This window comes from Bradyrhizobium sp. JR4.3 (genome assembly GCF_040547695.1).
GTDB lineage: Bacteria > Pseudomonadota > Alphaproteobacteria > Rhizobiales > Xanthobacteraceae > Bradyrhizobium > Bradyrhizobium canariense.
Genome location: NZ_JBEPQF010000039.1, coordinates 10638 through 24823 on the forward strand (window position 1 = coordinate 10638; position 14186 = coordinate 24823).

General features: G+C 59.5%; 6 protein-coding genes. 1 reads left to right on the top strand and 5 read right to left on the bottom strand.

All coding sequences use genetic code 11. From position 1 onward, the window contains the following. The first annotated feature begins 341 nt into the window (after positions 1 to 341). Complete coding sequence (locus tag ABIB91_RS35755; protein WP_354171527.1) at positions 342 to 1808, top strand: lipopolysaccharide biosynthesis protein; 1467 nt, start codon at positions 342 to 344, stop codon at positions 1806 to 1808. Here ABIB91_RS35755 and ABIB91_RS35760 read toward each other — a convergent pair. From ABIB91_RS35760 to ABIB91_RS35780, 5 genes are all read right to left on the bottom strand, one after another. Continuing rightward, positions 1795 to 7032, bottom strand: a complete 5238-nt coding sequence (locus tag ABIB91_RS35760; RefSeq protein WP_354171525.1) for an Ig-like domain-containing protein — start codon at positions 7030 to 7032, stop codon at positions 1795 to 1797. The two genes, ABIB91_RS35755 and ABIB91_RS35760, sit on opposite strands and share 14 nt — an antisense overlap. Positions 7033 to 7258: 226 nt before the next feature. Further along, a complete protein-coding gene (locus ABIB91_RS35765) occupies positions 7259 to 9052 on the bottom strand; it encodes an ABC transporter ATP-binding protein (protein WP_198288246.1) in 1794 nt (597 codons plus the stop codon). A 50-nt stretch (positions 9053 to 9102) separates the two neighbouring features. Next, positions 9103 to 10098, bottom strand: coding sequence for a glycosyltransferase family 2 protein (locus ABIB91_RS35770; protein ID WP_007595290.1), 996 nt, complete (start codon positions 10096 to 10098; stop codon positions 9103 to 9105). Then, positions 10095 to 13025: a trifunctional glycosyltransferase/class I SAM-dependent methyltransferase/polysaccharide deacetylase gene (locus ABIB91_RS35775; protein WP_219684437.1), complete on the bottom strand. Its 2931-nt coding sequence runs from the start codon at positions 13023 to 13025 to the stop codon at positions 10095 to 10097. Before ABIB91_RS35775 ends, ABIB91_RS35770 begins: the two co-directional genes overlap by 4 nt. Further along, entirely contained in the window at positions 13022 to 14182 is a 1161-nt protein-coding gene (locus ABIB91_RS35780) for a glycosyltransferase family 2 protein (protein WP_198288247.1), read from the bottom strand. The genes ABIB91_RS35775 and ABIB91_RS35780 overlap by 4 nt, the downstream gene beginning before the upstream one ends. Positions 14183 to 14186: the final 4 nt, after the last annotated feature.

The window sequence follows — 14186 nt, forward strand, 5'->3', positions numbered from 1 at the left end:
CAAGCGCATGTTGCCTTTCCCCTGGCGTGAGTGCTCACAAAATCATCTCACGGGAACCTCAGCACTGCGAATTGAAATAGGACACACTGCGGGCATCGATTGGACCACAAATCTCGGCATTGACATTGGTGATGGTCAGGCCCTCGTTTGAAATCTATTTCGACCAGGCTCGCCCAGGTAGCCGATTCCACATCGCCCGATCACGTCTTCCGTTCGTGTCAAGGCCAAGCTAAAAGCCGGAGACGATCGGAACCGCCATCGTTCAGCGCGCTGGATTTCCCGCGGCATTGCTGGCAGGCGCAAGACCGCGCAAGACTGTTGAGGTGGCGGGGGTGAGCTCGTTGGACAGAGATAGCAAGTCACGGGCCGTAACCAACATCCTCATAACGGGCGGTTCCCAGGCCTGGAAACTGACGGCCGGTTTTGTCTTGATGATATTCTCGACGCGAAATCTTGCCCCGTCAGACTTCGGCCTGCTGGCCATGTCTGCGACGGCTGCAACGTTCCTCGGGCTCATCAAGGACATCGGCATTGGACAGACCATCATTCAACGCACGGAAATCGCCAAGGGCCAGATCGATGCGCTGTTCTGGCTGTCGGTGCTCGCTTCCGCGGCATCCGCTCTCGTTCTGGCGTTGTGCGCCCATCCGGCTGCGCTGTTTTACGGCGATAGGAGGCTTCAACAGCTCATGATCGCAATTGCCGGCCTAAGCTTCATTGCTGGCCTTCCGACCGTTCCGGCGGCGCTACTTGCCAGAGAATCCCGGTTCAAGCCCCTGGCAATCCTGGACGTCGCTGCGACAACCGCTTCCGTTGCCGCAGGGATCGTCGCCGTAATCATCTTGAGAGACTATTGGGCACTTTACCTGTCCACGCTCGTTCTCACGCTCATTTCGACAGTCGGGATCTGGGCGTACTCTGGCTATCGCCCTGGATATCCCCGTCTGGACAGCGAGACGCGGCACATGGCGCGATTTGGCCTGCACGTGTCAGGGTTCAATCTGGCCAACTATCTCTCGAGAAATGCGGACAACATTCTGATCGGCAGATTTCGAGGGAGCGACGAACTCGGCCTGTACGATCGGGCCTATAAGCTGTTGCTGCTGCCGATCATCCAATTACACAACCCCATCGGCCAGGTGATTGTCCCGTTGCTTTCACGGCTTCGTTTCGAGAAGGAGAGATATCTGAGCACCTACAACGATGCCCTTTCCATGGTTATGCTGATATGTCAGCCGGGCATCGTCTTCGCCATCCTGCTCTCGGAGCCGCTCTTCAGAGTTCTCCTTGGCGAGCATTGGGTGGGTGCCGCCCCGATTTTTTCTTGGCTTGGCGTCGCGGGCTTGATGCAGGTCGCGACCGCGACGGCAGCTTGGCTATTCCTCAGTCAAGGACGTGGCCAAGAGTACTTCAGGCTCGGCGTTTGGACCGCCCTGATCAACGTGACCTCATTCCTCATCGGTCTTCCCTGGGGCGCGCTTGGAATCGCCGCGGCGTATACGCTGGTGAACTGCACGGTCGTGCTGCCGCTTTACGCCATATCGATCGGTCGTCATGGCCCCGTGACGACAAGGAGCCTGATCAAGACGACTGTCCCGCATTGGATCGGTTGTGGCGTTGCGGCGGCCGTCACAAGCATTTCGATCATCTCATTGGATGGAAACTCCTTCGCTGGGCTGGCTGCGCTGCTGGCGCTTGCCTATGCATCATATCTCCTCCCCATGACCTTCTTCGCGGGAAAACGGGCATTGGCGAAACGCGTATTGCGCAACGTTTTTCGAAAGGCAAAGGCCTTTAGTGAAGGATGAAGCCGTGCAACGCGGCTAGATGGACATCGATCGCGGCGATCGCGTGAACGGCGTCGACCTGATGAACGCCTGTGTCAACACCTGGCCAAGTGGTCGCCGAGAGGAACACTGCCCCGGTCGATTGATCAAACGCCTGGCCGATTATGTCATGTCCGTTGGAGCTAGCGGACTGCTCGAACACGAAGCCACCGTCCCCCAGGCGCGCGGGGCCGACGGCCGGTGCGGCAGCAGGCGGCTGCGACGGCGCAACCGCCGAAAAGTCGAAGCCGGCCTTCGGAGGATCGATGACCAGCGTGCCCCCGGATCCGTCGCTCGAGAGATTGAAGGTCGAGTTGGTGTAGTCGCCAACAAGCGAGATATGTGCCGTGTGATTTTGAGCATCGACCACGGTCAACACGCCACCGGCTGTGCTGCCGGAAAAGGACGCCGACGTTCCCGCTCCGTACGCGATGTCCTTCAGGTCGATATGGTTGGAATTGGACGCGGTGCCGTCACCCGTCAGACCGATGAGCGTTCCCGTAAATTGTGACGCGTGGTCCAACACCAGATTGCCGGTCGACGCCTTGAAGGTGATCGACCCGGAAGCGGCGCCAGACAATTCGAGCGTGGCGCCCGGGTCGACCGTCACGGCCTGTGACATATTGCCCAGATTCAGTACGACATTTCCGGAGATTTTGAGGATGGTCGATGACGTATTGATTACACCATCGCCATTGAGGTCTTGATAAAAAGTCGTCTCGACTGCTTTAAGAGCAGGGTCGGTCGGGGACATCTTGTTCAGGAGGTTCGATACATAGTTGCCATTGCTGTCCGTGGTCCACACACAGAGTTCGCCGGTGGCCGGAATCTTCCAGGCTACATCATAGCCGCTGGTCGTTTGTTCCACGCCCACCGGCGTCCAGGCGCCGAACTGTCCTGACACAACCGCTACGCCACCGTACTTCAAGGTCGGCCCCGCGCCGCTGGCCATCGCGTCGAACAAGTAATTCGAGCCAACCAGAACCAGGCTGGTCGAGCCGGACGCCTCGATTGTCGTGCCCGAAACCTTCTGAGGCGCTGGTGGAAGACCAATCACGCCATCCCCGTTGAGATCCTGATGAAAGAGGGTCTCGCTCGATGTAAGAGCCGGATCGGTGCCGGGCAGCTTGTTCAAATAGTTGAATACGAAATTGCCGTTGCTGTCGGTGCTCCAGACTGCGAACTGGCCGGTCGAGGGAATCTTCCACGCGACGAGGTAGCCGTTCGATGACGCTTCCGCAGCCACTGGCACCCATGAGCCAAGCTGCCCCGCGACAACCGCTGTTCCGCCATTCTTCAGGATCACCGATGAGCCGGCCGTCGAAAGGTAAAAGTTGCTTCCCGACTTGATAAGCGATGTCGTGCCCGCCGCTTCGATCACCGTACCGACGGCGGAGCTGAGAGCGTTCGAAAGCAGGCTCAAATTGCCGGCGATGTCGGTGGCGGTCGCGGTGAAGCTGTGTTGCCCCGCCGTGAGCGCCCCGGTGGTGACGCTCCAGGCCCCACTCGTCGCCGCGACGCCCGTGCCGAGCAAAGTCGAGCCCTCGTGCAGGCGGACAGTACTTCCGGCCTCGGCCGTGCCGGAAACGATTATCGCGCCCGAAGCTCCAGGTGCGCCCGAGGTCAGGATAGGTGCAACCGGCGCACGCGTATCGACCGCGACCTTCAACGCGCCGGAGGAAGCGCTGACGTTTCCGGCGGCGTCCGCGGTCTTGCCGGTAAAGGTGTGATTACCGTCCGCCAACGTTGCTGTGTCAAAAGACCAGGCTCCGTTGGCATCGGCGATCGCCGTTCCGATCATCGTCGCTCCGTCGAAGACCTGAACGGTGCTCCCGGCGTCCGCGGTTCCAGTCAAATTCACGTGGTTGACATTGGTGATGCCATCGCCGGCAACGTTGCTGTCTGGCGAGAACGACGCGAGCTTGGGCACGTTCGGGGCGAGCGTATCGATGGTGACATTGACCCCGGCTGAAAGCGCGGTGAGGTTTCCGACCCCGTCCATCGCTGAGGCGGCAAAAGCGTGCCCGCCTTCAGCCAGCAATGCCGTCGCCGTACTCCAGCTACCGTTGCCGTCGGCGATCGTCGTGCCGATCTGATTTGCCCCGTCGAAAACCTTGACGGTTAAACCTGGTTGCGCGCGACCCGTGAGAACCAGATGATTTGTATTGATGAGGCCCGACACGATCGAGCCACTGTCGTTGACCGCCGAGATCGTCGGCACGGCGATAGACCTCATCGCCATCGGCGAATTCGTCGCGGAAATGAATGAATAGTCCGCCGACGTCAAGCTGGTGACGCCGGCAATGCGCAGCGTATCCGCTCCACCAGCGTAGTGAACGGTCCACACATCGTTCACATGGGTCAAATAGGCGCCGCTGTCGTAACCTTTCAGACTCAGCTTGTCGTGTTCGGCAGTCGCACTCGTGAAGACGTGGAAATCGGCGACCGTATCGTTGCCGCTGCCTCCATTGTAAATGAACGTATCGTTTCCGGCTCCTCCGGAGAGCCAGTCATTCCCGCCGGCGCCGTCCAGGATGTCGTCGCCGCTCGAACCGACCATACGGTTTGCCATTTGATTGCCGACACCCGCGAGCCCGCCCATCATCAACGTCAGGTTTTCGACGTTCGTGGACAGCGTGTGCGACGTCCATGCCTCCACACTGTCGATGCCGCCGCCGGGATTCTCGACGATCTTCTGGTTTGCGCTTCCGATGACGTAGGTGTCGTCGCCGTTCCCTCCGATGAGCGTGTCATCGATATTGAGCGCCGAGAGCTTGTCGTTGGCCGCGGTGCCATACACCATGCGGCTGCTCGCTTTCCCGCTGATCCATGATGTGATCGTCCCCCCGACCGGCGGCGTCGCAGGCAACTGAAAGTCGTCGCCGGTAAACGCCGAGACCGTCGTGTTGCGGAACACCAAGGTATCCTGGCTCGTCAGCTTCAGATACACGTCGCTTCCGACCTGGCTCATAGCCGCTTGAACGTCGGCGAATGAGGTAAAGGCGAAGCCGTTCAACTGGACAACATCGTGTCCGGCGCCCGATCCCGGCGAGAAGTCGGTGATGATGTCCGAACCGTCGCCGGAGTTAAATACGAAGGTATCCGCGCTGCCGCCCCCGGTCAGGATATCATTGCCGAGCCCGCCGGTGATCACGTTCGCCGCGGAATTGCCGATGATGATGTTGGACTGAATATTTCCCGTGGCATTGACGACCGTCGAATCGGTGAGCGTCAGATTTTCGACGTAGCTCGAAAGCGTATACGTCACCGAGGAGTTTACGGTGTCGATGCCTCCGCCATAGGCCTCGATAACCTTCGCACCGGAATCGGTCACGACATAAGTGTCATCGCCGGCGCCGCCGGTCATGACATCGGCGCCTCCTGCACCACCGATCAGGTCATTGCCGGATGTGCCGGTCAGTGTGTCTGCTGCCGCGCTTCCCGCGATCGTGTTGGTCGGCGCGCCACTCGTGAGCAGGGTGTAGTTCGCAAGCGTGTACTCCGGCAATTGATAGGCCGTGATGGAATCGATGGTCATCGTCGCCGTCGATCCTGCAGTGGCGTTGCCCGGCCAGCTCCCGCCCATTGCCAGGTTGGCGATCATGTACATCGCCGTGTTCATGTCGGAGGGTGTCGCCTGCTGTGCGACCTCTTTCCCGTCGACGAACAATGTCAGGTCGTAGGGCGTCCATTTGAGCGCAAACGTGTGCTCTCCAGCGGTCAGGTTGGCCGTATTGGCCCAGGCCCCGTTCGTCGAAGGCGCGTACGGTGAGTGAATGGCCCAATGCGCCTGGTCAGGGTCCTGACCAAAGGCTTCGAGCACATCGATTTCCGTGTTGAGGTTATTGGCAGTGCTCGGCAACATCCAAAACGCCGGCCACGCGCCGCTTGTACTGGGCAGCGTGGCCGTCATCTCGAAATAGCCGTAGGTCTGGGTAAAGCTGTTTTGAGTCGAGATCATGCCCGACGAAAATATGGCACTGCCCGTATAAGGCGTTGCGCTCGCAGGCAGCGGTTGCGCCGTGATGACGAGGTGACCGTTCTGAATCGAGAACGGATTAAGCCCGAGCGACGTTGATGCCTGAGTGGCCGGCAGCCCGGAAAAGCTGGGATCGACATACACTTCCTGTTCGCCGGCCAGCCCGTACCCTGCGGCTCCGCTCCAGGCATAGCTCGTGCGCCAGGTCAGGCTCGGATCCTGGCCCGCGGAGAGCGCGTTGAAGTCGTCGTTGAAGGTCTGGACCAGTCCGGTCGGGGGACTGACGATGCTTATATTGGCGGCCGTGAGATTCTGGAGGCTGGTGTTTTCAAGCGTTATCGTTTCGCCGTTGGCGGTCGTCAGGACAAGGTCAGTGCCCACCTGCTTCATGGCCGCCGTAACGTCGGCGAACGTCTTGAAGCCTGTGTTGTTGAGCTGCAGGACATCTCCGCCGGCGCCCGCCTGAAAGTCGGTGACGATGTCGTTGCCGTTGCCCGCGGTGACGACAAGGGTGTCGCGACCGGCCCCACCGGTCAGCACATCGTTGCCCCGCCCGCCGTCGATCATGTTGTCGCCGGCATTGCCGACAATGATGTTGTTGAGGTCGTTACCGGTGGCGGGAGACGGAACGCTATCCGTCAGGACAAGATTCTCGACGTTCGGCGCATTGACCAGGCTGTATCCGTTGATGTTCCAGACACGGATCGTATCGATACCCTCTCCGGCCTGCTCCACGACCTTGGTGTTGTGGTCATAGACATAGTAGGTGTCGTCCCCTGCTCCGCCGATAAGCGTGACGCCCGTGCCGCCGGCCTCCATGCCGTCATTTGTCGGCCCGGTCGTCAGCGTGCCGCCCGCGAGGACGGTACCCGCCCAGTTCCATGCCGTTCCGCTCGCTGGCAGCGGACTGTCCAGTGCGACATTGCTGGCAACCAAGGTCGAAAGCGCGACGTTCTGCAGCGTCAAGGTTTCGGTGGATGACAGCGTCACAACCGTATCGGAGCCCATTTGGGCGGCCGCTGCCAGGAAACTGGCGAACGTCGCAAAGCCGTAGTTTTGCAATCGCAACACATCGCCGCCTAAGCCCGCCTGAAAATCAGTGACGGTATCGGAGCCGTACCCCTTCGAGACGACGAAAGTATCGCTGCCTGTTCCTCCGGTCAGAACATCATTTCCAGTACCGCCAAACAGAACGTCGGCACCGGCGCTTCCATTGATAATCGTCATGATGGATTGCGTGCTCCTTTTACGTGGCACACAACTATGCATGCGTTCAAAAGAGCCTTATGGATTCGACGCAATTTGACGCATGACGAGCGAATCGGCTGGTGGCTGGATATTTCTGCACAGACACCGTAATGCTACGGGCTCGTGTGAACCGCGCTGCTTTGCAACAGGAGGCTCAGTGCAGGGCTCGTCATTCACGGGCGGGCGCCGACACCCTGGGTTCCGACTAGGGAACCGTATTCCGCATGCGGTAGGTAACCACATCATCTTGCGAAATTCCTGTTACGCACGCTCCTCGACTCACCAGGACTTTCGCCGGAGGGCCCTCAGCACGAACCCGGCCGTTTTCAATGCACACCACGTGGTCCGCATCGCGCACGGAATCCAGGCGATGCGTTATGAGCAACAAGGTTCGGTTCTTGAACTGCAGCTGGATAGCGCGTCGAATGCTGTCCTCAAGCGTCAGATCGAGCGCGCTCATCGCTTCGTCGAGGATGAGGAACTTCGGATTGCGCACAACCGCTCGTGCAAGACCAAGACGCTGCCGCTGACCGCCCGAGAAGCGCAGGCCATGCTGTCCTATCCAGGTGTCGTATTTGTCGGGTAAGGCCTCGACGACCTCTGAAATGCCCGCGACCCGCAGCGCCTGCCGAACCTCTTCCTCGGAGGCGTCGTTCTTGGCCATCCGAACGTTCTCGATTACCGTGCCTTCGACCAGGTCGACATCCTGGCCCGCAATCGCGAGCATGCCGAGCCAATCGGTTCGACGAACGTCTTCGATGGATCGGCCATCAACCCGTATGTCACCCTCGCTGGCCGAATACAGGCGTAACAATAGATTTACGATCGTGGTCTTGCCCGCTCCGCTGGCTCCAATGAGCGCAGTGGTCTTCCCCGCCGGAATGTCAAACGAAGCATCCAAAAGAGCGGGCTCCGTACCGGCATCATAGCGGAACGTCACGTTGCGAAAGGAGATGCCGTCCTCCAGTTTAGCCACCGCCACGTGCCCGGCCTTCGGATATTCCTTGTCATCTGTCGACAGCATGTGTCTGATGGACCGAAGCTGAGGCTCGATCTGCGCCATATACAGCAGGTTCCCTTCCAAATCTCGCATATGCGGCTGCAATCGATAGAGCAACGCGACCGCGGTCAGGCTCGTCGCGAAACCGATTCCCCATAAGTCAGCGAACGCGACTACGAGAAACAGCACGACAAGATATCCCACCTCCGTCAGAGGCGAGATCATAGCGGTTAGGCGCGCAAGCCGCAGTGCGACCTGTCGGGCCTGCGTCGAGGCCTGCTCGAAGCGTTTCTGGTGAATCTCCTCCTGGCCATACGCGCGGATCGTGCGCATACCCTGGAGTGTCATCAGCATATGCTCACCCAGCTTTTGATGAACCAGCTTTACACCGGCACCCAACTGCTGCATGGGCAACGAAAGATGCCGCAATCCGGCCGACACAATCATCGAAGCGACGAGGGCGAGGACGGTTACCTTGATTGAGAGCGCCAACAGAAAGGACGCGAAGAGAAACACCGAACACGAGCTCACGATAATGCGGGTAAGACTCGCGTATGCCCCGGAGATCACCCACGTCTCGGTTCCCAACACCTCCATGAGATATGCTTCGTCATGGCGTTGGAAGAACGAATAGGAAGTTGACAGATACTGCAGATGAACGCGGTTGCGCGCGACCTCATTGATCTTCTCTCCAACACGCGCACTGACTAGTGTGTTGACGAAGGAAAGAGCACCGCGAGCAATGATGAGAAGGAGCAGAACGACAGCAGTTTCGGTCGAGCTCTGAAACCAATTCGCCGCGTATCGGAGCGCTTCGCCCAGGAGGCCACTGGTCGACGTTGCAAGTTCCACCTGCCCCATGGCGAAATAGAAGAACAGGAGCACGAGGGTGATCCCGACCGTCTCCGCCAACGATGTAGCCAAGCCAAGGACAATTAGTGCGGGCGTCACCCAACCGGGCAGCGGAGCAAGCTTGAGCAGCTTGAACAGTTCGACCAATGCAGCGCGGCGAGCAGCTCTCGGTCTTCGTGCGTTGTTCGCGTGTTGTGTCATAGCGATTGACTGGGATCGCCGATGGCAAACAACGAAGCCGGGGGTCGAACCGCCCTGCGACGCCGATGACGCCATTTCCACCGGATTTCCGAGACGGTATCCCGCGGCACATCGTGCACCGCGACCCTGAGCGCGAGCAAGGGATTCCGTTTGAAAAGGAGTCCAAAGATTGAAACGAAGTACCACAACTCACCGCCCGTCAGAGCTCTCCGAAGCAACCAACGCGCATAGTTTCTGAAGCCCAGGTCAAGGAGCGCCGCGCGCTCGGGGTGCCGCATCATGATCTCATCCGCGACCAGCATCCACGACCGGAACATCCGGGTCTTGTTGCTCGACATGTTGTTCGGGAGGTAGCGATATCCAATCTGGTACTCGGGCACGACCGCGAAACGATACGCTTCCGCGACACGGCAATAGAACAGCAGATCTTCACAGCCTTCTGCCCCCGATGCCCTGAGTCCACTCTCGAATCCTTTTGAAACTATGAGGGCTTCTCGGCGGACCAGTGACGAGCTGCCGTTGCCGATGAAATTTCCCTGACAGAGATAGTCCAGCACCTCGCCCGCATGAAACACGGGATCGGACCTGGCGCTTACGCGACTATCGGCATCGATCCAGTCATACCAGCTGTAGACAAGACCAGTCCGTTCTCCTCCATCAAGCAAGGCTTGAAGCTGTCGTTTAATCTTGCAGGGCGTCCAGAGATCATCAGCATCAATGAACGCGACGAAGTCCGCGCGCGCCGCCTGCCAGCCCGCATTCCGAGCGGCCGCCACCCCCGCATTACTTTGTTCTATGATTGTTACTCGAGAATCCTGAATCAGATGCCGCTGCACAACTGCGACCGTGTCGTCTGTGGAGCCGTCGTCCACGACAATAATTTCCAGCTCCCGGTGCGACTGGGATCTGACGCTGCGAAGCGTCTCGTCGATCGTTGCACTGGCGTTGAAGGCCGGAATAACTACACCGACCAGAAACGCATCCATATTCATTGATACTGCTCCAGGCAGCGCGCGAATGTGTCCAGCGTAAAATCGCCTCTGATCTCAATTCGCGGCAGGTCTAACAAATTGTCCCTTAGTGTGGCGGCCCGGTTGACAGTATTGAACAGCGTCTTGTAGCCGCATTCGGCTGCGAGAATTCCAAGCCGCTGATCTGTGGAGCCAAAAGGCGCGGCAAGTGACGTTACGGGTCGCCTAAGCCATCGTTCCAACTGTGCACGAGATCGCGTCAATTCCTCGGCGAGAGTCCAGGTCGCAAGTTCCTCGCCGCGCGGATGGCTCGCCAAATGGCTACCAAAGGATACGCCCTCGGCGGCAAGCCCGGCGATCCTGACCGCGTCGAGCAGTGGAGCGGGCTCTCCGAACGGAGCATCCCATTCCGCCCGCTTTCCCACGAAGTCGGTCGCAACGAACACCTCTGCCGAGAAATCGTTTGCCTGCAAGATCGGCCATGCATGCTCGGCAAAATCCTCGTACCCATCGTCGAAGGTGATCAGCACCGGCCTGCCGACGAACGGATGATTGCTTGCCACGAACCAGGCGAGCTGATCCGAATTGATGGTATGGTATCCATTGCGGCGAAGCCACAGCATCTGTTGCCGGAACGCATCGGGAGACAGCCGGTACCGCGCCAATTCACGTGGTCCTTCAACCGCAACTCTGTGGTACATCAGGACCGGAGCGTGCGCGCGTCTTTCGGATTGCGCGACGTCAGACCTGCGCGCGACGGCACCACCCCACACGATGTACCGCACAACCTCGACTTCAATCGGGGCGTCGATAGCCGCGCATTTCACCTGTGTGTCAGGGGCAGCTTCACCCGGGAGTAACCGCCTGAATCGATCGATACGGTACAGCTCCGTCTCGATCGACGTCTCCAGGGCAAGTCCGGGTACGCTCTGGATAATTCGCGTGATCGTCTCCGCCCCATACGGACTCTCCCAGTCGAGCCCCGTTCGCGACATGTTGTCCTTCAGCACAAAGGCGTGCCCAACCACCAGGTAACCGCCAGGACGCAGCGCCTGCACCAGTCGCTTCGCCACCGATTGGAGTTCAGCCTCGTCATCGAGGTAGTAAAGGACCTCGGAGCAGACGATCAGATCGATGTCCTGCGGGAGCGGATTGGCGGACAAATCCAGTTGGGAGAATTCGATATTCTGATGCCCATTGCACCGGACACGGGCGCGATCGAGCGCCTTAGTCGAAATATCGGTGGCCTGGAGGCGCTTGACCCTGGGAGCCAATTGCCGCGTGAAATGTCCCTCCGCACAGGCAAGCTCAAGCGCGTCGTCCACTGGTTGGTCTGGAAGGAGCTCAAGTTGCCGGCTGTACTTTTCCTGTTCATACGGCGAACCGTAGTTCCAGGGATCTTCCTGCTCGAACAGACCTTCCCAAAATTGCTTGCGCGCGGTGTGTCGAGACCTTTCGGCACATCGAATCCGGCTGCTGGAATCGGGTATACCCGAAATGGCCAGCGGCCGCGCCTGGCCTGAAGCTCGCGAGGCTAGCTCGCGCAGTCGCGCCCGGTGAGTATCTCGGCCGTCTCGCATGAAACGACGAAGCATTCCGGTCCACTTGTGAAGTTCGATTCTTGCACGAACGAGATTTCCGAGCTGTGCTCTGATCTGGGAATGAACCAGGCCATTGGAGGCCAGCGCGATCCAGAACCGGCTGTCGATAGTGCCGAGGGCACCAATATCCAGCAGCGCCAGGATGCGAGGGCCGTCGCAGAGATAGACGTATAATCGATCAATGGTCCCGATCGGCCTGATGGTGGCGATACGGCGAAGGTCAACGCGCATGCCGAGCGTCAGTGTGAGCACCCTGGGTGCCGAAAGGTCGTCATACTCGAGCACTTTCCGCTCAAACCTGTATTGGCACTTTCGCCCCGCCGCGGGGTCGTTCCACGCACAGCCGATTGCCAAGATGAGGCCGGTTACCCCGTCCCCGTACTGCGACCACCGTTCCGCCAACTTGGCAGGCACCGTTCTGGCGCCGACCACGACGGCTTCGAGCAGGACGCTGGTGATCTCGTCCGCCGCCGTCTGGGCTTTTGGAATGTCCCTGAGCGTTTCCAGCATTGGATGGCTGGCGTTTCTGCGCCCGCATTCAAATCCGGCACACCAGAGCGCGAAGTACGCGTACGCCGCCGCGGCGCCGCCGTATGCAGTTGACGCTCCCGCCCGATGTGCGGGTGCCGGCGCGCTAACGCGATCATCACTCGAAAATCCGCGAGCAATGACCACCTGCGCGTCGGCCAGCATCCGTTTGACATCTTGCGTCAGTGAACGGTCGCTTGTCCGGTAATAGCTCAATTTCTCATCAACATGGATCCACCTGCCGCCGCAGCGGGCGATCCGTTGCCACAGGTCCCAATCTTCGCACGTGCGGAGGCTGGCCTCAAAGCCGCCGACCTTTGCAACAGCGCTCTTCAAGACGAGCACGCCATGAATGAACGTGGCACACGTACGAGCGAACCGCTCGAAGGCGTTGTCCTGGATGGCCGGATCGCAGCGAACGGGAGATTCACTGCCGTCAGGCATGACCCGGCAACAGTTGCAATAGGCAGCCACCGCCGAAGGATCGAGATCCAGCGCATCATTCATTCGGGCAAGGAAGGACCGATCAATCCAATCGTCACTGTCAAGGAACAGTATTCGTTCGCCGCGCGCGCTTGCAATTCCCTTATTGCGGGCACCTGAAGCGCCTACTCCGCCAGACTGCAGAACCCGAAAGCGGGAATCCCGCGCCGCATATTCGGCGACGATCGCGGCCGTGGCATCGGTCGAACCGTCATCCACGACAAGAGCTTCCCAGTCGAGGTCGCGCTGCGCGAGCAGGCCGTCAAGCGTTTCGGCAATGGTACCTGCAGCATCGCGGGCGGCCACCACGACGGACGTACGCGGATGGGCCGTCATCTTCGAAACCTTCGGCGATGATAGAACAGCAATCCGGCGAAATACCCCGTCACCTCCTCTTTGAGGAAGCGGTCGCGAATGCTCCCTCCTTCCATTGCATTCCGGAGCAGCCGATAGAGATACCAACGCGGCTTGTAATAGTAGGCCAGACACCGGTTCGCCGAGATCCCCGTTCGCTCATACTGCACCAAAAGTGCGGCTGCATGACCGCGCATGTAGTGATAGATCTGGCTGGCCAGTCCATCCATTGTACTGCGGTGAAAGTGGAATGCGACTGACGCCGGAGTATAACGACACGTGTAGCCGCCCGCGAGCAATCGATACCAGTACTCCGAGTCGCCCGAGCAACCGGCCTGACCGACGTCCAGGCGCTCATCAAAGAGCCCGACGGCCTGAAACACCTCGCGCCGGAACGCCATGCTCGCTCCGGCGCCGATCTCCCACGCGGCAAGAACCTGGCCGCGATGAGATCGGAAAACTGCGGGGTCGTAATCCTGTTCGCGATAGCCCTTGCCAAATCCCCAATACGTCTCGAAATGCCGTTGCGCCTCGGTCGCGAGCTCGGCGGGAAGCACAAGCCCAGTCACTGCACCGATCTCGGGAGAGTCAAACGCAGATGTCAGTTGCTCCAGCCAGCGCGGGTGAAGCAGCACATCGTCGTCCGTATAGGCGACAATATCTCCGGTCGCTTGGAGCGCGCCGGCATTGCGCGCAATATCCAGACCGGGGCGATCCTCGCGAATATAAGTTGCTGCCGCGGCCAACGCGACATCCCGCGTCCTCCGATCGCGCGATGCATTGTCCACCACAATGATTTCTCGTGGAGGATGGGTCTGCCGCGGCAACGACGACAAGCATTTGCTCAGCTCGTCCGGACGATCGCGCGTGCAGATCACCACGCTCGCCGAGAGCCTCACTTTCGTCGGGGTTCGCACTTTGGAGTCGACAGCTGACAGAAAGCTGTCGTTGATATGATCGATCCTGGCGTCCGTTATCTGGCCTTCATGCATCAGCACATGGCCGATCGGTTGGTTGGCACGCCAGAACACCGTCATGCCCTCGCTCAACGTCGTTTCCGCAACATCGGACGCCGACGTCACGGAGACATGCGTCACGCCTCTTCCCAATCCAATTCTTGCGAATGAGGTGTCGATCATCTTC